The 22569-nt window shown below is 40.4% G+C and carries 16 protein-coding genes; 9 read left to right on the forward strand and 7 right to left on the reverse strand.

Translation table 11 applies throughout. From position 1 onward, the window contains the following. Window positions 1-443 precede the first annotated feature (443 nt). The 3 genes from focA (at window position 444) to pflA (ending at window position 4733) form a co-directional block, all read left to right on the forward strand. Window positions 444-1301, forward strand: coding sequence for a formate transporter FocA (focA, locus tag P3L44_RS14450; RefSeq protein ID WP_272661748.1), 858 nt, complete (start codon window positions 444-446; stop codon window positions 1299-1301). A gap of 70 nt (window positions 1302-1371) precedes the next feature. After that, window positions 1372-3654 carry a formate C-acetyltransferase gene (gene pflB / locus P3L44_RS14455; RefSeq protein ID WP_140170798.1) on the forward strand — a complete coding sequence of 761 codons (2283 nt, stop codon included), beginning with the start codon at window positions 1372-1374 and terminating at the stop codon, window positions 3652-3654. A 281-nt stretch (window positions 3655-3935) separates the two neighbouring features. Continuing rightward, window positions 3936-4733, forward strand: a complete 798-nt coding sequence (gene pflA, locus P3L44_RS14460; protein ID WP_227528824.1) for a pyruvate formate lyase 1-activating protein — start codon at window positions 3936-3938, stop codon at window positions 4731-4733. A 47-nt stretch (window positions 4734-4780) separates the two neighbouring features. Here pflA and P3L44_RS14465 read toward each other — a convergent pair whose 3' ends face one another. After that, window positions 4781-5203, reverse strand: coding sequence for a DUF2000 domain-containing protein (locus tag P3L44_RS14465; protein ID WP_272661747.1), 423 nt, complete (start codon window positions 5201-5203; stop codon window positions 4781-4783). A gap of 149 nt (window positions 5204-5352) precedes the next feature. Between P3L44_RS14465 and P3L44_RS14470 the strand changes: the two genes are divergently transcribed. The 3 genes from P3L44_RS14470 (at window position 5353) to P3L44_RS14480 (ending at window position 8018) form a co-directional block, all read left to right on the forward strand. Continuing rightward, the gene (locus P3L44_RS14470) at window positions 5353-5820 is read left to right on the forward strand and encodes an Lrp/AsnC family transcriptional regulator (RefSeq protein ID WP_004256307.1); all 468 of its coding nucleotides are present in this window, start codon (window positions 5353-5355) and stop codon (window positions 5818-5820) included. Between the two features lie 346 nt (window positions 5821-6166). Further along, complete coding sequence (locus tag P3L44_RS14475) at window positions 6167-6973, forward strand: BPSS1780 family membrane protein (protein ID WP_004256309.1); 807 nt, start codon at window positions 6167-6169, stop codon at window positions 6971-6973. A 151-nt stretch (window positions 6974-7124) separates the two neighbouring features. Further along, the gene (locus P3L44_RS14480; RefSeq protein ID WP_272661746.1) at window positions 7125-8018 is read left to right on the forward strand and encodes a LysR substrate-binding domain-containing protein; all 894 of its coding nucleotides are present in this window, start codon (window positions 7125-7127) and stop codon (window positions 8016-8018) included. Here the strand turns inward: P3L44_RS14480 and P3L44_RS14485 are convergent. From P3L44_RS14485 to lrp, 6 genes are all read right to left on the reverse strand, one after another. After that, the gene (locus P3L44_RS14485; protein ID WP_140170800.1) at window positions 8004-8732 is read right to left on the reverse strand and encodes a sulfite exporter TauE/SafE family protein; all 729 of its coding nucleotides are present in this window, start codon (window positions 8730-8732) and stop codon (window positions 8004-8006) included. The genes P3L44_RS14480 and P3L44_RS14485 overlap by 15 nt on opposite strands. Before the next feature lie 183 nt (window positions 8733-8915). Further along, window positions 8916-10208 carry a serine--tRNA ligase gene (serS, locus tag P3L44_RS14490; RefSeq protein WP_004256329.1) on the reverse strand — a complete coding sequence of 431 codons (1293 nt, stop codon included), beginning with the start codon at window positions 10206-10208 and terminating at the stop codon, window positions 8916-8918. A 108-nt stretch (window positions 10209-10316) separates the two neighbouring features. Continuing rightward, window positions 10317-11660, reverse strand: a complete 1344-nt coding sequence (locus P3L44_RS14495; RefSeq protein ID WP_094960674.1) for a replication-associated recombination protein A — start codon at window positions 11658-11660, stop codon at window positions 10317-10319. 86 nt (window positions 11661-11746) lie between these two features. Continuing rightward, on the reverse strand, window positions 11747-12367 hold the full coding sequence (gene lolA, locus P3L44_RS14500) for an outer membrane lipoprotein chaperone LolA (RefSeq protein ID WP_140170802.1): 621 nt from the start codon (window positions 12365-12367) through the stop codon (window positions 11747-11749). 88 nt (window positions 12368-12455) lie between these two features. Next, window positions 12456-16112 carry a DNA translocase FtsK 4TM domain-containing protein gene (locus P3L44_RS14505; protein WP_316928245.1) on the reverse strand — a complete coding sequence of 1219 codons (3657 nt, stop codon included), beginning with the start codon at window positions 16110-16112 and terminating at the stop codon, window positions 12456-12458. A gap of 424 nt (window positions 16113-16536) precedes the next feature. Then, complete coding sequence (gene lrp, locus P3L44_RS14510; RefSeq protein WP_004256338.1) at window positions 16537-17031, reverse strand: leucine-responsive transcriptional regulator Lrp; 495 nt, start codon at window positions 17029-17031, stop codon at window positions 16537-16539. Between the two features lie 535 nt (window positions 17032-17566). Here lrp and trxB point away from each other — a divergent pair. The 3 genes from trxB to cydD all read left to right on the forward strand — a co-directional run bounded on the left by trxB (window position 17567) and on the right by cydD (window position 22568). Beyond that, complete coding sequence (gene trxB, locus P3L44_RS14515; RefSeq protein ID WP_004256339.1) at window positions 17567-18526, forward strand: thioredoxin-disulfide reductase; 960 nt, start codon at window positions 17567-17569, stop codon at window positions 18524-18526. Window positions 18527-18708: 182 nt separating this feature from the next. Continuing rightward, window positions 18709-20388: a DUF4153 domain-containing protein gene (locus P3L44_RS14520; protein WP_272661744.1), complete on the forward strand. Its 1680-nt coding sequence runs from the start codon at window positions 18709-18711 to the stop codon at window positions 20386-20388. A 413-nt stretch (window positions 20389-20801) separates the two neighbouring features. Next, window positions 20802-22568, forward strand: coding sequence for a heme ABC transporter permease/ATP-binding protein CydD (cydD, locus tag P3L44_RS14525; RefSeq protein ID WP_140170805.1), 1767 nt, complete (start codon window positions 20802-20804; stop codon window positions 22566-22568). Window position 22569: the final 1 nt, after the last annotated feature.

Below are 22569 nucleotides of genomic sequence, written 5' to 3' on the forward strand. Positions count from 1 at the left end.
TTGATTAGTTAACATATATCACTTTCATTTGTAGATTCATTTATACGAATCTTTTATTATTTACATTATTGTTAGATAAATATTGCAGAAATAAGGTTTGGTTAAGGAATATATATCGGAATCCCCCCGAATTAAATAGGGTATTATGCAAACATAAGTTAAATTGTATGCCAAAAGGATCATATTCATCTTAAATAGTTAACATTTACGCGTATATTTTTACTTATTTTAATGCTCAAAACTGACCTTATAAAAATTTTATATAAATTTTAAAAAATATTTATACATTATATATCAACAAGATAGATTCAAATTTAACAATTTACTAACCATTTTCACCGCTCTCTCTAGAGAGTTCATGATCCATATCAAATTTATCAATTCACCCCTTTGTTACTATTATTGCGTGCTATAATTAATCAACTTTGTAAGAGAGTGTTGGTATGAAAGCTGACAACCCTTTTAATTTATTGCCACCTGCTGTAATGGCGCAAGTCGCAGATGATGCCTCTTTTTATAAGGCAAATAAACATCCTGCAATTACTTACTTGTCAGCATTCACTGCCGGTATTTTTATCTCTATCGCGTTTGTATTCTATATCACAGCAACAACTGGGGCAGCTGAAGCGCCTTATGGTTTCACTAAACTTATTGGCGGGATTTGTTTCTCCTTAGGTCTGATGTTAGTGGTTGTATGTGGCGCAGATCTTTTCACCTCCACCGTACTCACTATCGTCTCAAAAGCCACAGAAAGAATTACTTGGGGGCAAATGTTCCGTAACTGGTTTAATGTCTATATTGGTAACTTAATTGGTGCGTTATTCTTTGTTGCACTGATTTGGTTTGCAGGACAATACACCGCAGCCAATGGTCAATGGGGGTTAAATGTATTACAAACCACCAGCCATAAATTACACCATACCTTTATTGAAGCGGTTACATTAGGAATTTTAGCAAACTTAATGGTTTGCCTTGCGGTTTGGATGAGTTACTCCGGCCGTAGTTTAACTGATAAACTGGTCGTTCTAGTGTTACCTGTCGCGATGTTCGTAGCGAGCGGTTTTGAGCATAGTATCGCAAACATGTTCATGATCCCGTTAGGCATTATGATTAAAGAGTTCGCCCCCGCTGAATATTGGTCTCAAATAAATATGTCTCCTGACCAATTTTCACACCTAACGGTTGGTAACTTTATTACAGATAACTTAATTCCAGTCACTATCGGAAATATTATTGGCGGTGCGATTTTAGTCGGCCTCATTTATTGGTTTATGCATTTACGTAGTGGCCAAAAACATTAATAGCCACTGACACACACGAAAAGATTTATTAAGATCCCTAAAAGATCCATTGTTAAAAGGTAAAAGTATCATGTCCGAGTTAAATGAAAAATTCGCTTTAGCATGGCAAGGTTTTAACCAAGGTGACTGGCAGAATAACGTCAACGTACGTGACTTCATCCAGAAAAACTACACTCCATATGAAGGTGATGAATCTTTCTTAGCAGGCTCTACTCCAGCAACTGACACGTTGTGGGATAAAGTCATGGAAGGGATCAAAATCGAAAACCGCACTCATGCGCCAGTTGATTTTGACACTGATGTCGCTTCAACCATCACTTCTCATGATGCAGGTTACATTACTAAAGAATTAGAAAAAGTCGTTGGCTTGCAAACTGACGCACCTCTGAAACGTGGTCTTATCCCATTCGGTGGTATCAAAATGGTTGAAGGCTCATGCAAAGCTTACAACCGTACTTTAGATCCAGAAATCAAAAAAATCTTCACTGAATACCGTAAAACTCACAACCAAGGTGTTTTCGACGTTTACACGCCAGACATCTTAAAATGCCGTAAATCAGGTATCTTAACTGGTCTACCTGATGCATATGGTCGTGGTCGTATCATCGGTGACTACCGTCGTGTTGCACTGTACGGTATTGATTTCCTGATGAAAGACAAATTTAACCAATTCACCTCTTTGCAAGAAAGATTAGAAAAAGGTGAAGACCTACAAATGACTATCCAACTGCGCGAAGAAATTGCTGAACAGCACCGTGCATTGGGTCAAATGAAAGAAATGGCTGCAAAATACGGTTACGATATTTCTGCACCAGCAACAAACGCACAAGAAGCAGTACAGTGGACTTACTTCGGTTACTTAGCCGCTGTTAAATCACAAAACGGTGCTGCAATGTCATTTGGTCGTGTTTCTACCTTCTTAGACGTGTATATCCAACGTGACTTAGAAGCAGGTAAAATCACCGAACAACAAGCGCAAGAATTGATTGACCACTTAGTCATGAAACTGCGTATGGTACGTTTCTTACGTACTCCTGAATACGATGAGCTGTTCTCTGGTGACCCAATCTGGGCAACTGAATCATTAGCAGGTATGGGCCTTGATGGCCGTACTCTGGTAACGAAAAGCACATTCCGTTTCCTGAACACACTGTATACCATGGGCCCATCTCCTGAGCCAAACATGACTATCCTGTGGTCAGAAAAACTGCCAATGAATTTCAAAAAATTCGCAGCTAAAGTGTCTATCGATACCTCATCAGTTCAGTATGAAAATGATGACCTGATGCGTCCAGACTTCAATAACGATGACTACGCAATTGCATGTTGCGTCAGCCCAATGATTGTTGGTAAACAAATGCAGTTCTTCGGTGCTCGCGCAAACTTAGCGAAAACCATGCTGTATACCATCAACGGTGGTGTTGATGAAAAACTGAAAATGCAAGTTGGTCCTAAACATGCACCAATCATGGACGAAGTCTTAGATTTCGATACTGTGATGAACCAAATGGACCACTTCATGGATTGGTTAGCAACTCAGTACGTCACTGCACTGAACTGCATCCACTTCATGCACGATAAATACAGCTATGAAGCTTCGCTGATGGCGTTACATGACCGTGATGTTTATCGCACCATGGCTTGTGGTATTGCGGGTCTATCTGTTGCTGCTGACTCACTGTCTGCAATCAAATATGCGAAAGTTAAACCAATTCGTGATGAAGACGGTATCGCTATCGACTTCGAAATCGAAGGTGAATATCCACAATTTGGTAACAACGATTCTCGTGTAGATGATATCGCGTGTGACTTAGTTGAACGTTTCATGAAGAAAATTCAGAAACTGCCTACTTACCGTAACGCGGTACCAACTCAGTCAATTCTGACCATCACATCTAACGTTGTGTATGGTAAGAAAACAGGTAATACACCAGATGGCCGTCGTGCAGGTGCGCCATTCGGACCAGGTGCAAACCCAATGCACGGTCGTGACCAAAAAGGTGCGGTAGCTTCACTGACTTCTGTTGCTAAACTGCCATTTGCTTACGCGAAAGATGGTATTTCTTATACTTTCTCTATCGTACCAAATGCGTTAGGTAAAGATGATGATGTTCGTAAAACGAACTTAGCGGGTCTGATGGATGGTTACTTCCACCACGAAGCGTCTATCGAAGGCGGCCAGCATCTGAACGTTAACGTTATGAACCGTGAAATGCTGTTAGATGCAATGGAAAACCCAGAGAAGTACCCACAACTGACTATCCGTGTATCTGGTTATGCTGTACGTTTCAACTCACTGACTAAAGAACAACAGCAAGACGTTATTACTCGTACTTTCACCAGTACAATGTAATAATTAGCTCATTAAAATAAAGTAAATTAAAGACCCCGCTTTACGGGGTCTGAGGTTGTTGACAAAGCGGGATAAAAGCGTGATTTTTCCCGCTTTGTGTTATCAGCCGAAAATCAATAAATTGATTTTCCTAGTTTATTTTCAAAACCTATTCGACTTGCAGCCAAACATAATATGTTTGTCAGCAGTCTGAGCCCCCTCACGGGGGCTTTTTATCTATACCAGCAACGATATTTTTGCTCTAAAGTTTGCGGTATGAAGGATATTTTGGAGTGCCTGCTATGTCTATCAATGATACTAAAACCAAAACAATAGCGACGACTAATGTGACAGAAACCCCAACCACACTCGGCCGTATTCATTCGTTTGAATCATGCGGAACCGTTGATGGTCCTGGGATCCGTTTTATTGTGTTTTTCCAAGGCTGCTTAATGCGCTGCCTGTATTGCCATAACCGCGATACTTGGGATACCCACGGTGGCAATATTGTTACCGTTGAAGAATTAATGAAAGAAGCCGTAACCTATCGCCACTTTATGAATGCGACTGGCGGAGGTGTTACCGCCTCAGGCGGAGAAGCTATCTTACAAGCTGAATTTGTACGTGACTGGTTCCGTGCCTGTAAAAAAGAAAATATTCATACTTGCCTTGATACCAATGGATTCGTGCGCCGCTACGACCCAGTGATTGATGAACTGATGGATGTCACTGACTTAGTGATGTTAGATTTAAAGCAAATCGATGATGAAATTCATCAAAAATTAGTGGGTGTTTCTAACCATCGTACTTTGGAATTTGCTCGTTACCTTGCCAAACGCAACCAGAAAACTTGGGTACGCTATGTTGTCGTGCCGGGTTGGAGTGATGATGACCATTCAGTACATTTACTGGGCGAATTTACCAAAGATATGAGCAATATCGAAAAAATCGAATTACTGCCCTACCACGAACTCGGTAAACACAAATGGGAAACCATGGGTGAAGAATACAAACTAGATGGCGTTAGACCACCATCAAAAGAAGTGATGGAACGAGTTAAAAGTATTCTAGAAAGTTATGGTCACAAAGTAATGTACTAACCAATTTGAGGCTCTTTATAGAGCCTCTGCTTTATCTGCCATTATTCCTATCTAAACAAAGGTAAGTGGCCAATAAGCTGCGTCACCGCCTTTTTATTTCCTACCAATCCAATACCAGCTAACTGAATATTTTTATATTCGTGTTCTAATAATTTTTGCTGATACTCATCATAAGTCCGGCACGATTGTGCCAATAAGCTAAAAGGAATAATGTATATTTCATTTACCTTTAATGCAGCCACTTCAATCTCTTTAATATACTGCTCCGGTGATTTTAAAATCGGTAATGGCGCATAAATCACACCGGGATAATTGATATTATCCGCACTGTTCAAATCTTCCCCTACTATATTGTTAACTTTATTTCCTAAACTCACGCCAATCACACTAGCGGCATTCATTGCCAACCCGTTAGATAAATCCTGATTAACGACGATACCGCAACGATGCTCAGCTGGATTAAATATCATTCCTGTCCCCTATGATTTTATCTGTATTCAATTTCCCAATAATTATGGCATTTAAAGAAAGAAATAGGCTTTCTAACTCAGTCATTACACGCTAAGATTTAGGTAAATTTATCCCATTTAAAGCATTTTTAAGGTAGAGATTTTCATTTATGGCAATAGATAAGACAGAAATAAAAATACTAAAGTTACTACAAGATGACGCTCGAATAACTAACCAAGTGCTTGCCGAAAAAGTAGGCATGTCAGCCTCTCCCTGTTGGCGAAGGGTTAAAAAATTAGAAGAAGAAAATATTATTCAAGGATATCGCGCCATTCTCAATCGTAAAAAGATTGGCTTAGGTGTGATGGTTTTTGTTCGCGTCATTATTGATAGTGATAGCGAGGCTGAAGCACAAAAATTTGAACAAGAAGTGACTGAGCTAGAAAATGTCGTCGCTTGCTACAGTATTGGTGGTGATACTGACTTTTTATTACAGGTTGTATCCCATGATTTAGACTCCTATGCCGACTTTGCTATGACGGTTATTCGCCGGTTACCGGGTATCAAAGAAATGCAAAGTATGTTTGTACTTAAAGAAATTAAGCCGTTGGATGCTTACCCAATATCACTTATTTAGCTTTTAAATTAAATAAAATCTTACTTAATTATTATGAATCGTGATTATTTAATTGACGATTTAACCTTGTTGATAGAACCAAAAAATAGCTTTTTTCACTAAATATACTAAATATTCGTATTTTATTCAGTACATTAAGGAATAGATAACCTTCTTATTTCGATAGAAAATATTTTATACAAGAAAATTTTAATCAAAAATACCTTACCAGAATAGTCTGCTTTATAATAAGCTAACTTATCTGCATACTACTGCCGATAAGTTACAAGAATGAGTATAAGCTCAAAAAACTTATTAATAATAATATATCGCTAATTCACTACGACTAACAGGTTCCTTTTTTATCATGAATAATGAAAACTTCAGTGCAGATAACAACCCTGCACCTACAATTAACGCACAAACTCAAGCCGATACATTCGTTTTTCACGCAGAACCTCGCGCAGTAGATGCAGGTGAAGGTGTTAACTGGATCAGCCAATCATGGTCTCTCGTTAAAGAAAAACTGGGAATGTGGATCCTAATTAACATCGTTCTGTTTGCGGTGATCTTTATCATTTCAATGATCCCATTCTTGAACTTACTGATTACTTTTATTACACCTATTTTTATCGGTGGTATTATTGCTATCAGTGAAAATCAACGTAAAACAGGCCAAGCAGAAATCGGCTTATTATTTGCAGGCTTCCAAAATAAATTTGGTACCCTATTTGCCGTTGGAGCCATCAACTTTGCTGCTAACTTAGTAGGAATGATCATCGCATTTATTATCGGTGGTTCTGCAATGTTCGGTTTACTGATGGAAAGCAACCAATACGGTTCGCCATCTGACGCGGCTATCCTTGCGTCTTCAGGTACATTCTTCTTTGCAATCATCATAATGGCCATTGCAGCATTAGTGGGTACAGCCTTAACTTGGTTTGCTCCTGCATTAGTGATGAACCATGATTTCACTGTTGGCGCTGCAATCTCAGCAAGCTTACAAGCTGTTAAGAAAAACCTCCTACCAGGTATCCTGTTCTTTATCGTTTTATCAATCTTAATGATAATTTCAGTTATCCCATTAGGTTTAGGTTTATTAGTTTCTATGCCAATTATGTATGTTTGCTATTACAGCAGCTATCGCAGCCTGTTTTTCTCACAAGTAAAATAAACCAAAATCTAATGATTTGACGACTTTGTTAAATCATTAAATCTAAAAAAAGGAAAGCAATTGCTTTCCTTTTTGCTATCCCGAAAAAATTCACATATATTCCTTTAAATGATAATTTCCCTCTTCTTTTCATAATTTGGAGTTGTTTTCCATGTATTTCGATACCACTGATTTAAAACTGTGTGTTAATGTCGCCAATGCAGGAAGCATCACCCAAGGAGCAAAACTAACTTATCTTACACTGCAATCTGCAAGTGAACGAATACGTGGGTTAGAAAATGAATTAAACATCGATATATTTATTCGTTCAGTGAAAGGGGTTTCATTATCGAATGCAGGTCATGTATTTATCGAGCATGCGAAAACAATTTTGCAGCAAATTGAATTAATGCAAGATGAACTGCGAAAATATAGTCGACACCTGCGTGGGCATATTAATATTCTTTGTAATACTTCAGCTCAAATGGAATTTTTACCCGCCCGTGTTAGCGCTTATTTACGACAACAACCCACTATGTCTGTATCCGTGAAAGAAATGCCAAGTGCTAATATCGTCACTGCCATCAAAAATAAAATTGCAGATATTGGTATTATCGCAGATTCTACTGACCTCACTGGTCTGGATATTCGTCCATTCAGCTCAGATGAATTAGTCGTTTTTGCCCATAAAGATAGCCTTTGGGTAAGCCAAAAAAGCGTTCTATTTTCTGATATTATTGATGCTGAATTTATTGGTTTAATGGAAGATAACCCATTACAAAAACATATTGATAATAACGCTAAACAACAAGGCAAACGGCTCAACTACCGGGTACGCATGCCAACACTAGATGCGGTAATGCAAGGGGTTAACGATGGAATTGGCATTGCTATTATTCCCAAACAAGCGGCACAGCGTAGTCAATTTTCTACTAGTAAAATACTGCAATTGACCGAAGATTGGGCATGCCGAAAATTAGTTATCTGCGCACGAGATTTCAGCCAATTACCTGATTATACCAACGAGTTTATTCATTTTTTAATTAACTGGTCATCTGAAAGCTAATTTTGCCGTCATGTAAATCCCTAATCCGATTAACCCAATAAAAAAGCAACGACGGAATAATTTCTCGCTAATAATCTTGCGTAAATATTGACCAAGATACATTCCACCAATAGCAGGTATTAAGGCAAAGGCAGATAAACTCCAATTAATATCATATTGTTGATGGTCAATGGATAACTTGATGGCTAATGCAACTGTTGATGCGGTAAATGCTAACCCTAGAGCCTGAATAAGCTCATCTTTATTTAATTTTAAGGTTTGCAAATAAGGGACTGCTGGAATAACAAATACTCCTGTAGCTGCTGTAATTACACCTGTAATATAACCCACTGTTGGCGAAAGCCATGTTTCATGTTTCTCGAAAGATGGCGTTTTTTTAGCAATTAAGCCCCAAATTCCATAGATAATAAGCACGATACCCAGTGCAGGTAGTGTCCAACGAGATGCCGAGGTTAAAGAAGGTAAAAAACTGAATAATGTGCCAAGCATGACCCCAATAATAAAACCACTGAGCCGTTTGATTAGTGCTATAAATTGTGGGCCAATCAATAATTGCCATATATTAGTAATTAATGACGGAATAATTAATAAGCTCGCAGCTGCAGCAGGCTCCATTGATGTGCTTAATAACCCCATCGCGATTGTTGGTAGGCCTAGCCCGATCACCCCTTTTACAATACCCGCTAATAAGAAAACACCAATAATTACACCCATCAATATCACCCCGATAAATTTATTTTACCGTAGATTAATGTCATGCATTGAATGCTGCTATTTGGAAAATATTGAGGGGGGATCAGGTTTAACCTGAGGATGCTTTTTCCAGAACACTTTAAATTTACACAAAAAAACGCGACTGTCGTCAGTCGCGCTTTATGTTTGAAAGAGTAACGGAAATTAACCGATGAACTCTAGCCCTTTCATATATGGGCGCAATACTTCTGGAACTTCAATACGGCCATCTGCTAATTGGTAGTTTTCTAAAATCGCCACCAATGTACGACCAACCGCTAAACCAGAACCATTCAGGGTATGAACAAGTTGTGTTTTCTTATCACTCTTACCGCGGAAACGCGCTTGCATACGGCGCGCTTGGAAGTCCCACATGTTTGAACAAGATGAAATTTCACGATAAGTATTTTGCGCTGGTAACCACACTTCTAAGTCATAGGTTTTACGTGAACCAAAACCAATATCACCGGTGCACAAAATCACTTTACGATAAGGCAAGTTCAGTAATTGTAATACTTTCTCTGCATGGCCAGTCAGCTCTTCCAATGCATCCATAGATTTTTCTGGATGTACGATTTGCACTAACTCAACTTTGTCAAATTGGTGCATACGGATCAAACCACGTGTATCACGGCCATAAGACCCTGCTTCAGAACGGAAACAAGGCGTATGTGCCGTCATTTTCAGAGGAAGTGAGTCTTCATCTAAAATTTCATCACGAACCAAGTTAGTCACTGGAACTTCTGCGGTTGGGATCAACGCATAAGTACTGCTGTCTGCTTCTTCTTCCAGTGGTTTAGTATGGAACAAATCTTCACCAAACTTTGGTAATTGGCCAGTTCCGTACAGTGTGTCATGGTTGACTAAATATGGAACATACAACTCTTGGTAACCATGTTGTTCAGTATGTAAGTCAAGCATAAATTGAGCCAAGGCACGATGCATGCGAGCAATTTGCCCTTTCATGACAACAAAACGTGCTCCTGTCAGTTTTACCGCAGCAGGGAAGTCTAAGCCACCAGATAACTCACCAAGGCTAACATGGTCTTTAACTTCGAAGTCATACTGGCGAGGTTCACCCCAACGAGCAACTTCAACGTTGTCAGAATCATCTTTACCATCAGGTACTTGGTCATCAGGGATGTTCGGGATACTCAAGGCAATATCACGGATTTCTTGTTGCAGCTTATCTAGCTCTGCTTTTGCAGAATCCAATTTTTCGCCTAATTGGTTAACTTCCAGACGTAATGGTTCGATATCTTCACCACGTGCCTTCGCCGCACCAATAGTTTTCGATCGCGAATTACGGTCTGCTTGCAGGGTTTCAGTTTCAACTTGTAAAACTTTGCGGCGTTCTTCTAATTCACGCAGCTTTTCCACATCAAGGGTAAAACCCCTGCGAGCCAGTTTTTCAGCAACCGCGTCTAGCTCCGTACGCAGTAAATTGGGATCGAGCATGCTTATCCTGTGATTATTGTTAGTAATTAATGATACTTTTTGAGGTGCATTCCAGCACAACAAATAAAGTAAAGTATTTCGCTATATAACCTTACCGCATTGCCTAGTTTAGCGATAGCGTTTTGTGGTGCTAATTTGATCCTGTTGGGCTAACCAGTCTAATTTTTCAGCAAACTTGCTTTCTTGGCCCCGTTTCGTAGGGTAGTAATAACGTGTTGTTTGCATAGGTTCAGGAAAATAATTTTCTCCCGCAGCATATGCGTTAGGTTCATCATGTGCATAACGATATTCTTTCCCAGCACCCATTTCTTTTAATAGTTTAGTTGGGGCATTTCGAAGATGTTCTGGCACATCGTAGTCTGGTTGCATTTGTGCATCTTTAATCGCTGCTTTATAGGCGGTATAAACCGCGTTACTTTTCGGCGCACAAGCTAAATAAACAATAGCTTGGGCAATTGCACGCTCGCCTTCGGCTGGCCCCACTCGCGTGAAGCAATCCCAAGCTGAAATGGCGACTTGCATCGCACGAGGATCCGCATTCCCCACATCTTCTGATGCAATTGCAAGTAGCCGACGGGCAACATACAGAGGGTCACCACCCGCAGTAATAATCCTTGCAAACCAATACAGTGCGGCATCTGGTGCTGAGCCTCTAATCGACTTATGCAGAGCAGAGATTAAGTCGTAATAACGGTCGCCTTTGTTATCAAACCGTGCAGTACGTTCACCGCTAACTTCTTTTAACAGATCAGCGGTTAAAATACGCTGCCCTTGGCTATCAGCCTCTGCCATATCTGCCATCATTTCCAGCAGATTTAATGAACGCCTAGCATCCCCATTAACCAACTGAGCGACCATTTTGCGCGTGTTATCAGGCAGAACAATATTTTGCCCACCAAGGCCACGAGATGAATCTGCCAGTGCTTGTAACAAGACCTGTTCAATATCATTTTCTTCAAGGGATTTAAGCAAATACACCCTAGCACGTGATAATAACGCGGAATTTAATTCAAATGATGGGTTTTCAGTTGTTGCACCAATAAATGTAATCGTGCCATCTTCTATATGAGGTAAAAATGCATCTTGCTGGCTTTTATTAAAACGATGAACCTCATCGACAAATAAAATGGTTCTCCGCCCCGCACTGCGATTTTGCCGGGCTTTTTCGATGGATTCTCGAATTTCCTTAATACCAGAAGTAACTGCTGAAATACGTTCGATATCGGCTTGTGCATAATTACCAATAATTTCGGCAAGGGTTGTTTTACCTGTTCCAGGGGGCCCCCATAAAATCATGGAGTGCAGATGACCCGCTTTAATCGCACGTGGCAACGGCTTCCCCTCAGCCAATAAATGCTTTTGGCCAATATACTGTTCAAGGGTTTCAGGCCGCATTCTTGCTGCTAAAGGTTGAAATTCATTCTGCGAAAAATCAAGAGACAGGTTACCCACTATATCCTCTTTTTTACTTCTTAAAATATCTTATATATTAACCAGCAAGTATGAATACTGCTGGCTAATATTTTCTCTAATCAAGCTTATTTAGCATTTGAACGCTGGTCATCTAAAGTGACGCCTTTTGGTACTGTAAACTTGAATTTACTCGCATCAACGCGACCATTTTTTTGCTCTTTTAATTGATAAGCACTGGTTTGGCCATCTTGTTCAACCGCTGAAAACTGCTCAATCGTCCCTTCGGGAGAAACCGTAATGGAGAAACGTTTTAAAGTCCCATTAGTTTGTTTTGGTTTTAAATCAAACGTATTTCCCTGCTGAATGATTGAGTACTGTTTCCAATCTTTCGGGTCGTTACGTGTAATTAGTAGAAATGGCGTATCCTGCGTAGCATCTGCTAAATTAGTCACCGTCACTTGTTCTACGAACGGGTTATAAAACCACAAATCTTTACCATCTGACACCAATACGCTTTCATCAGGTGATGTCATGTTCCAATTAAATAAATTTGGGCGCTCAAGCCATAAATCCCCAACACCTTCTTGAACCAAATCCCCTTCAGGACTCGTCACCTTTTGCGAGAAGCTAGCTTGGAAGCTATTGACCTTATTCAAACGTTCTTGAAGGTCTTTGCTTGCGTCTGCCAATACTTGGCCAATATGTAAACTCAGGGCTAACGCACCCAATAACATCATTTTTTTCATCGATGAGAGACCTTAAAATTATTACCATAAGAGGTGTTACGTCTTTATACACCCCTTAAATTAAACCAGCAATTAGCACACTAAATTATTAATGTCCCATTGACGGAGGAGCAAGAACTTCACGGTTACCATTGTGCCCTTGCTCACTGACAATACCTTGGAGCTCCATTTGCTCAACAATCCTTGCAGCACGGTTATAACCTATCCTAAATTGGCGTTGAACCCCAGAAATGGAAACGCGTTGTTTCTCAACAACAAACTCAACTGCCTGGTCAAACAGTGGGTCAAGCTCTTCACCTCCGCTATCATAACCACCACCTTCGCTATCGTCACTACAGGTCGTGATGCTATCAATATATTGTGGTTTACCGCGAGCTTTCCAATCATTCACAACTGCATGAACCTCTTGGTCACGAACAAAAGCACCGTGTACACGCACAGGAATTGAAGAGTTTGGTGGTAAATACAGCATATCCCCCATGCCTAGTAAAGATTCAGCGCCGCCTTGGTCAAGGATCGTGCGTGAGTCAATTTTACTGGATACCGTAAATGCAATCCGCGTTGGAATATTTGCTTTGATTAGTCCAGTAATGATATCAACCGATGGCCGTTGAGTTGCCAATACTAAATGAATGCCCGCGGCACGTGCTTTTTGTGCCAACCGTGCAATTAACTCTTCCACTTTTTTACCTGCTGTCATCATTAAATCGGCAAATTCATCAACCATGACAACAATGTAAGGTTCTTTTTTCAGCATTGGGTGTTCTACATCCATGCTATCACCGGGTTTCCAATGTGGATCAGGAATTGGCCGCCCCATTTCTTCTGCTGCTTTAATGCGGTCGTTATAACCCGCTAGGTTACGTACCCCTAATGCAGACATGAGTTTATAACGGCGTTCCATTTCATTCACGCACCAGCGCAAGGCATTCGCCGCATCTTTCATGTCAGTAACCACTTCAGTCAATAGATGCGGAATACCTTCATAAATGGATAACTCCAGCATTTTCGGGTCAATCATGATAAAGCGAACATCTTCGGGTTTGGCTTTATACAAGATACTGAGGATCATTGCATTCACCCCAACCGACTTACCAGAGCCGGTTGTCCCCGCAACGAGTAAATGAGGCATTTTCGCTAAATCCGCAACAACAGGGTCACCTTCAATATCTTTACCCAATACAATAGTGAGAGGAGATGGGTTTTTGCGGAAATCATCGCAGTCTAAGACTTCACTTAGGTAAACGGTTTGCCGTTTCTCATTAGGGAGTTCGAGGCCTACATAAGGTTTACCCGGTATCACTTCTACAACACGTACGGCTACGGTTGATAACGAACGAGCAAGGTCACGTGACAATGTGGATATCCGTGCAGCTTTTACTCCCGGTGCGAGGTCAAGTTCAAACCGAGTAATGACAGGGCCTGGAGAAAAACCAACCACTTCAGCTTTAACGCGGTAATCATTAAGCCTTGCTTCAATCAACCTTGCTGTTTGTTCTAGTTTGAACATATCCACTGGCTCTTCTTGTGCTGGCGGACTTGCCAGCAAATCAAGAGATGGCATTGGCGTTGTTGGTTTTGGTAATGGTTGGTCATTACGCACTAAGAACGGGTGGAATAAGCTATCTTGCTGTGGCTGCTGTGGCTGCTGTGGCTGCTGTGGCTGCTGTGGCTGCTGTGGCTGCTGTGGCTGCTGTGGCTGCTGTGGCTGCTGTGGCTGCTGTGGCTGCTGTGGCTGCTGTGGCTGCTGTGGCTGCTGTGGCTGCGCAAAAGTTTGTGTTACTGATGGTGAGCTAGCAAGCCCTTCAGCGATATTATTTTGTGGGGTACCTGCTGTAACAGAAGTCGCGCTAAATGATGGCATAAATAATGGGTCAGCTGGTTCGTTGTCAACCAAATCATCAACAGGGGTAAAACTATCCAGCACAGAGAACTCTTTTCTTAAATCAATTTTAGGCTCAAAGTCTTCTTGCTCTTGTGTAAACTGAGATTGATAGCCATTATCCACGACTGGCACGGCCTCATCAGGCTCTGGAATTGTATGCGTATTATTGGATTGTTGTGAAGCTGACGCCCAACGGTGTTCAATTTCTGGCTGCGTAAATGCGCTGACTCTATTGTCAGTCATTGGCTCATTTTGTAATTGCTCATCATGCGAGTGCAGGCTATTAAGCGATACATCATAATCAGTTTCATCAACTTCACCATAACGTTCACGTTGCTGTTCTAAGAACTGCGCTCGTAGTAATTCGTCTTGTTGTGCCTCATCATCAGTTTCAGGTTGCTCAGACTCACTCGTAGACCACTGCTGATATATTTGTTCACGTTTAGAGGCCTCTTCTTCGCGCCGCTGTAGTTCCGCATCACGTAACGATGGAATGCGAATACCATATAACTCACGACGAGTCGGCAAACGAACAGGATTTGGCCGTGGAAGCTCTGGCTCCATATTTTGTTTAACCTGAGCATGGCGCTCCAGTGCAGCGACTGAAATACCCGCAGCCGCTAATGCAGCTGGATTAGAGACCCTTTCAGTAACTGATGATGGAATAAAACTTTCTGTTGTACTTGAAGAGTCAAGTGGGAGCACTGATGTTGCTTGAGCTTCAAACGCAGCTTGATTAACAGGTGTTTCTTGTTTATCCGAATATTCTTGATAAGCGGTATTGTCTTGTTTTTGTTGTTCTATTTGTTGATTATGCTGAACACTAAATATCGGTTCTTCTGGTGCAACATACGGTGACGCTTGAACTAACGGCTCATTAACGGTATCTGATGTTGAATCAAAACTTGCACCGAGCTTAGGCTGGTAATCTTCTGGTACTTCAAAATGATATGTGCTCGGCTCATCCACTGCAGAGAAAGCAGGTACCGAATCTTGCTCTGATGTGTTTTGATTCACTGAAGGAATTGGGTTTTCTGTAGTAACAACCGCTTCACCCGTATTTTTTTCCGTTGTTGGAGCGACTTCAGTGACTAATTCAGCCACAGTGGGTGCGGAAAACAAAACATCATCCGCATCAATATTTTCTAGGCTATCATTGGCTCTGTGCTCAGCTTCTTGCGCACGCTGTAAAGCTCCTTCAGTTTCTTCAACGTCGTAATCATAGTTATCTAAATCGTCTCCCCTCGCTCGATTTGTTAGCAAAGTAATAGGGAGAAGTACCGCTGCACCAATTTTTTCTGCGATTGTAAGCCATGACCATCCCGTAAACAGCGTAAAGCTTATCGCCCATAAAAACAGCAATGCTAACGTAGCACCTAATGAATTGAACCACGGCATAATTGCATTACTAAATACACTGCCAATCACACCACCAGAGGCGAAATTAGGTAAGTCGTCAAAATTGAGAGCCGCAAGTCCACAAGAAGATAAAATAAGTGCTAAACCACCTATTAATCTTAACGATAAAGAGAAAAAATCAATATATCGGCGCTGACTTTCATATTGGAAAATCGCCCAGCAACCTAGGAGTAATAGTGCAGGAATGGCAAATGCAAGAATACCAAAAGCAGAGAAGAGAATATCGGCACTCCATGAACCTACACTCCCCCCTAAATTCTTCACTGGGGCATTCCAAGTGGTCTGTGACCAGCTTGGATCTGAAGGGCTAAAGCTCAATAAAGCCACCATTAAGAAGAGTGCGCTCAAGCATATTGCGAGCAAAATAACCTCTAATAGCCGTCTTCCGCTACTTAGTTTTTTAAATTTGATATGTTTATCTTCTGTATATTCTTGGCTCATTATTATTTCTTTGCTAACTGATGTTCTTGACTAACCTAGGTTTATTCTACCATTAAACGCCTGACTCTGCCTGTTTTACAGCGACTAAGAGATATCAAGGCTTCACAAAAGCACTAAGGTGCAGTATTCCATCTAATGTATGATGATTCAATTTCTATTTCTCGTCAAAAATCCTAAATATTTATAGCTTTAGAATCAATAAATTGGAAATAAAACTTATCAGTTGCTAAGTAATTTACGTAAAACAAGGTAGAAAGGCATGGATAGCAGCCAGTTGAAGCTGTGAAACAGCAAAATATTACGTTTTTATAAAGCAACAAATGAGGCGAGAAAAACGGAACAACGCTGAGTAAACTCAGCGTTGAAACTGCAGTGCGGCAACAAAGCTGAAATGCTGTGCTGAAGCGAGGTTAAAAAGCACTAATTAGCGAGTTTTGATCACTAAGCGGTTGCTTTGTTTAACTTCTTCCATAACTACATAGGTGCGAGTGTCGTTTACGCCTGGTAAACGTAACAGAGTTTCACCTAACAGTTTACGATATGCGGACATATCTGGCACACGCGTTTTCAACAGGTAGTCAAAGTCACCAGAAACCAAGTGGCATTCCTGAATTTCTTCCAGTTTTTGAACTGCTGTATTGAATTGCTCAAATACATCCGCAGCACCACGGTTAAGTGTGATTTCAACAAACACGAGCAAAGATGCATCTAAGTAGTGTGGATTTAATAACGCAGTATAGCCAGAGATAAATCCTTGTCTCTCAAGGCGACGTACACGCTCTAAACAAGGTGTTGGAGATAAACCAACTCGTTTAGATAACTCTACGTTAGAAATTCGCCCGTCTTTTTGTAGTTCGTTTAATATATTCCTGTCGATACGGTCAAGGTCTTTGCCAGGACGCTTTTTATTGTCAATCATCTCTTTATCTCTCTTTCTCTAATTGTTATTTTCTACATCTAAAAATAAGCACCTTAGCCACCACCTTTTTTATTTAGGAATTCGTGTTCAGGAGCAAATTTTATTCATAATGCTGAAGTTAGTGTGAATGTAATTATCATCCACAATGTTTACTTGTATTTTAAATTTGTAAGTAGTGTAAAGTTAATTTTCCAGCAAGAACAAAAATGCGCCATTTCCATTGATCAGCTAGATAATTAACTCTTACACTGATGTTTTCGCAAATGCGCAGCCGATTGTCAAAGCAAATGAATAAAAATCAGTACAAGATTTCGCTTTTTTTTCCAGTAAAACGTTTCGCAGCCTTAATTCAAGATAATTCCTAAAAATTGTGATGCGTGACACAAGCAACTTTTTGTCATATTTTTTTACATTTTGTCGGTATTACCTATTGATGAAATAAGCCAAATGAAACTAAGTCGCACTTAAACCACTTTTGTTAACCTCTTATTTCTCCTACAATCTGATAAATGCTTTTTAGATTAAAGAGGAATTCATGAGCACAACAACACATCGCAAGTTAATCATTCTTGGTTCTGGCCCTGCGGGCTATACTGCGGCTGTCTATGCTGCACGTGCAAACTTAAACCCAGCATTGATTACTGGGGTGGAAAAAGGCGGTCAATTGACCACCACAACTGAAGTTGAAAACTGGCCTGGTGACCCAGAAGGTTTAACCGGTCCAGGGCTTATGGAACGCATGCATGAGCACGCATCAAAATTTGACACCGAAATCATATCTGACCATATCCAAAAAGTGGACTTAAAACAACGTCCTTTCCGTTTAATTGGCGATGAAAATGAATATACCTGTGATGCATTAATTATTGCAACAGGGGCTTCCGCTCGTTATATCGGCCTACCTTCAGAAGAAGCGTTCAAAGGCCGTGGCGTTTCAGCTTGTGCAACTTGTGACGGTTTCTTCTATCGTAACCAAAAAGTCGCTGTTGTTGGTGGCGGAAACACTGCGGTAGAAGAAGCATTGTACCTTTCTAATATTGCTTCAGAAGTTCATTTAATTCATCGTCGTGATAGTTTCCGTGCAGAAAAAATCCTGATTAATCGTTTAATGGATAAAGTTGAGAACGGTAATATTATTCTGCATACCGACCGCACATTAAATGAAGTATTAGGTGATGATATGGGCGTGACGGGTGTGCGCTTAGAATGTACTAAAACACACGCAACAGAAGATATCCCTGTTATGGGGGCATTTATTGCCATCGGCCACAGCCCAAATACAGCTATTTTTGAAGGCCAATTAGATTTAGACAACGGTTATATTAAAGTGCAATCTGGCACCCAAGGCAATGCAACTCAAACTTCTGTTGAAGGTGTGTTCGCGGCTGGTGATGTCATGGACCATATATACCGCCAAGCAATTACCTCTGCGGGCACAGGTTGTATGGCAGCCTTAGATGCAGAACGTTATCTTGATGGCTTAGCATCAAAATAATCAATAAGTGATTGTAATTTAGATAGGCTTCAATTTTTCCTCAATTGAAGCCTTTTTTATTACTTATACTCCCCATCCTAACTATTGGTTTTGCATATATTTTTAAGACCAAGTTTATATTGTACTTTTTTAATACTGCCTATACTGTTTTTACATAACATTAATTAATATAAGGTGTAGGTATGGGGCAACAATTAGAACGTGATGCCATTCGCGGTTATTCTTATTTTATTATTGTCATACTTGCCGTGATTCAAGGCATCGTCATCACAGCCACTACTGATTACTCTATCCGCCTAGAAAGCCAACTAAGCGCCACCACCCTATATCTGCCTATTTTGCTCGCCATTTTTGTTCCTTCAGCAATCAGTTACCTAATTACCAATGCAAAATCCGCTATTTTTTATCTGAACATTGCGGTCATTATTGGGTTAATTTTCTGGCTCAATTACTGGCATGCCCAAGACTTTCTAAATTCTTCAGATACAGACCCATTCTTCGCCTTTATCACCCTCACCGTCCTGCTCTTTTTTATACTTCCTTGGATGCAATCGTGGCAAACCACAAGAACATGGAAAATTGATTACGGTTGCTTAATGGGGCTATATATTAAAAATACCTTTCTGGGTATTCTCGCTTCTATAATCGGTGGGTTGCTAACATTAATCGTAAAAATAGCCAGTTTTTTATTTGGCATTGTTAACCTAACTTTTTTGAGTGAAGCTCTTGATAACGACGTTATCTATTGGGTGAGCTTTGCCCTTGGGTTCAACGTGAGTTTAGCTTTTTTACGCACAGCACTGAATGTACAACTCAGTAATTTTGTTAGCTTTATTGCGCGTTTTTTCTTACCTCTATTGAATATTGTTGCTGTTATTTTCTTAGGCGGTTTCGTTGTTTCATTCTTTTCAGGTTTAACCTCTGCAGGCTTAGGCTCCGCAGTAATGCTGTGGTTTTTAATTTTAAACCTTATTTTTATCAATTTCGTGTATGGCGATGGCACAACCCAATATCAATTCCGTGCGGGTCTCAACGGTTTTGTCTTAATTAGCATTATGTTACTTAATGCATTTTCAGTGCTTTCGCTCTATGGAATTTTAGTACGAGTTAACCAGTATAGTTGGAGTGTTGAGCGCCTATACGCCTTTACTATTGCCCTATTCCTATTTGTATTGGTTTTTGCTTATAGCATCGCAATTATCTATAAAAAATCAGCCTGGATGTCCTATTTAGGCCCTATCAATAAAGCGGGAATTTTGTCTCTAATTGCCATTATATTGGTCATTAACAGCCCTATTGCTGATTTTAAACGCATCACACTGAACAGTATTCTTGCGGGGATTGAAAATGGCAAAATCAAAGTCAATAGCTCGCTTGCTTATGACTTAAAACAATTAGGTGAGAAAGGGCAACAAGCTTTTGAAAAACTCAATAATAACCCTGAATATCAAAAACTATTCCAAACCAGCCCTTATGAAGAAGAACAGCGCAGATCGCTAAAATCAGTATTAATTCAAGCTCAAAATAGCCCTGCAATACCGGAGAGTTGGTTCGACCTCGGGGAAAACCTTAGCAGTGCTTGGTATTGTACCTCACAATACGACCCATACCCGTGTGTGGGCTTTATGGCCGATGTTAACCAAAACAATCAAGATGATGTGGTTATGTGCTATTCCTATCCAAGTAGTTCTAGTATTGATTGCAATATATGGCAACAAACGGAACAAACCTGGGAGTTAATGGATACGCAAACTCGCTCATTTAATACCATGAAAGAAAAAGATCAGGCTTGGGATAATTTATTAAAAGGAAACTATAGATTAAAACCCAAAGAATGGTTAATGATAGACCCCACATTCTAATTGTAGTGAAAAATGCCGGTGGCTTAACATTTCTTTGTTAAGCCACCTTTTTATTACGTAAAAATACAGTAATATCCCAATATCATTACATCTAAAAATTTACTGAAATATTAAATTTACCTTTATAAAACAATTTAATAACAAAGCACAACTCACTTTAAATAACCCACTTTTATTAGGTAACATATCGCGGTGAAGCTGTTATGATGTACTCTAATACTCGAATTTGTGGGTAAGATCAAAAACGCAGATTTTCTTATAATCACCAATTGCGTTACCAGATCAAAATTTATCGTTCTCATGCGGTTTAAAACAGGTCAACTGCAATATCACGCATGGTAAAAACAACGTTAGGGTGATGTTTCCTAACTATACTCAATGACATTAAAACTACACCTGCTAACTAAATCATTATGGATAAATCAAGACAGACTGAATTGGTACGTTGGTTAAAACAATACAGTGCCCCTGCCAAGCGCTGGTTGCGGATCTCTATGTTACTAGGCATTTTGAGTGGATTACTGATTATTGCTCAAGCTTGGTTCTTAGCTGTTATCTTACAAGCATTGATTATGGATAACGTTCCTCGAGAACAGTTATTAACCCCTTTTGTTCTTCTGCTTTGCGTTTTTATCTTACGCGCAATTGTCACTTATGTACGAGAACGCGTTGGCTTTCGTTGTGGCCAAGTGGTGCGCCAAGAAATACGTACCATGGTACTCGATAAACTTCAAGAACTCGGCCCTGTGTGGGTTAAAGGTAAGCCAGCGGGTAGCTGGGCTACAATTATTCTTGAACAAATTGAAGATATGCAAGACTACTATTCGCGCTATCTTCCTCAAATGTATTTAGCTGGGATCATCCCCATTATGATCCTGATTGCTATTTTCCCCTTTAACTGGGCTGCAGCACTTATTTTATTCGTCACTGCCCCGCTGATTCCTATCTTTATGGCATTAGTCGGATTAGGCGCTGCGGATGCTAACCGTCGTAACTTTATTGCCTTAGGTCGTTTAAGCGGGAGTTTTCTCGATAGATTACGGGGCCTTGATACCTTACGGTTATTTTTTCGTGAAAAAGCAGAGATTAAGCAAATTCGTGAATCAACAGAAGATTTTCGTTCCAGAACGATGGAAGTATTGAGGATGGCATTTCTGTCTTCTGGCGTTCTTGAATTTTTTGCGTCGATTTCTATTGCTGTTGTTGCTGTCTATTTTGGTTTTTCCTACTTGGGCGAAATGAACTTCGGTAGCTATGGTTTACCTGTCACGCTATTTGCAGGTTTTCTTGCCCTGATACTTTCGCCAGAGTTTTTCCAACCATTACGTGACCTTGGCACATACTACCACGCCAAAGCGCAAGCTGTTGGTGCCGCTGAAACACTCGAAACGCTATTAAACAGTGATGGCGAACAAAAAGCTCAACAAGGAACCCAAACACTGAGTGATGAGGCTATCTATATTCAAGCTAAACAATTAGAAATTTTATCCCATGATGGTGTGCGCCTTGCTGGGCCATTAGATTTCAATATTGAGCCACAACAACGTATTGCAATTGTTGGCCAAAGTGGTGCGGGAAAAAGCTCATTACTGAATTTATTGTTAGGCTTTTTGCCTTATCGCGGTTCCATCACCATAAATGGTGTTGAACTTCGTGAATTATGCCCTGATAAATGGCGTGAATTACTCGGTTGGGTTGGGCAAAACCCTCACCTTCCAGAGCAAACACTGGTTGAAAACATCTGTTTAGGCAAGCCAAATGCTACAGAAGCGGAAATTCAACAGGCGATTGATAATGCATATGTTTCCGAATTCTTAGCCCATTTGCCTGATGGCCTAAATACCAAGCTGGGTGACTATGCCGCTCGCCTTTCGGTCGGGCAAGCTCAGCGAGTTGCCGTTGCACGAACCCTGTTGAAACCCTCTCGTATGCTCCTTCTAGATGAGCCTGCTGCGAGCTTAGACTCCCACAGCGAACAACGTGTTATGCAAACACTTAACCAGCTATCAAGTCAGCAAACGACCCTTTTAGTCACCCATTTACTGGAAGAAACCCTTGATTATGACCAAATTTGGGTAATGGCTAACGGGCAAATCATTCAACAAGGTAATTACACACAGTTAAGCCAGTCAGAAGGCGCTTTTGCCCAGTTACTTGCCCATCGCAGTGAGGAGCTTTGAT

It is taken from the genome of Providencia sp. PROV175 (assembly GCF_032707045.1).
Taxonomy (GTDB): domain Bacteria; phylum Pseudomonadota; class Gammaproteobacteria; order Enterobacterales; family Enterobacteriaceae; genus Providencia; species Providencia hangzhouensis.

Bases quoted from the DNA above. Each gene is read 5' to 3' on its own strand.
- pflA (WP_227528824.1), top strand. From the start codon at position 3,936: ATGTCTATCAATGATACTAAAACCAAAACAATAGCGACGACTAATGTG.
- P3L44_RS14475 (WP_004256309.1), top strand. From the start codon at position 6,167: ATGAATAATGAAAACTTCAGTGCAGATAACAACCCTGCACCTACAATT.
- trxB (WP_004256339.1), top strand. From the start codon at position 17,567: ATGAGCACAACAACACATCGCAAGTTAATCATTCTTGGTTCTGGCCCT.
- lolA (WP_140170802.1), bottom strand. From the start codon at position 12,367: ATGAAAAAAATGATGTTATTGGGTGCGTTAGCCCTGAGTTTACATATT.
- lrp (WP_004256338.1), bottom strand. From the start codon at position 17,031: ATGATTGACAATAAAAAGCGTCCTGGCAAAGACCTTGACCGTATCGAC.
- P3L44_RS14505 (WP_316928245.1), bottom strand. From the start codon at position 16,112: ATGAGCCAAGAATATACAGAAGATAAACATATCAAATTTAAAAAACTA.
- pflB (WP_140170798.1), top strand. From the start codon at position 1,372: ATGTCCGAGTTAAATGAAAAATTCGCTTTAGCATGGCAAGGTTTTAAC.
- P3L44_RS14465 (WP_272661747.1), bottom strand. From the start codon at position 5,203: ATGATATTTAATCCAGCTGAGCATCGTTGCGGTATCGTCGTTAATCAG.
- focA (WP_272661748.1), top strand. From the start codon at position 444: ATGAAAGCTGACAACCCTTTTAATTTATTGCCACCTGCTGTAATGGCG.
- P3L44_RS14520 (WP_272661744.1), top strand. From the start codon at position 18,709: ATGGGGCAACAATTAGAACGTGATGCCATTCGCGGTTATTCTTATTTT.
- P3L44_RS14470 (WP_004256307.1), top strand. From the start codon at position 5,353: ATGGCAATAGATAAGACAGAAATAAAAATACTAAAGTTACTACAAGAT.
- P3L44_RS14485 (WP_140170800.1), bottom strand. From the start codon at position 8,732: ATGGGTGTAATTATTGGTGTTTTCTTATTAGCGGGTATTGTAAAAGGG.
- cydD (WP_140170805.1), top strand. From the start codon at position 20,802: ATGGATAAATCAAGACAGACTGAATTGGTACGTTGGTTAAAACAATAC.
- P3L44_RS14480 (WP_272661746.1), top strand. From the start codon at position 7,125: ATGTATTTCGATACCACTGATTTAAAACTGTGTGTTAATGTCGCCAAT.
- serS (WP_004256329.1), bottom strand. From the start codon at position 10,208: ATGCTCGATCCCAATTTACTGCGTACGGAGCTAGACGCGGTTGCTGAA.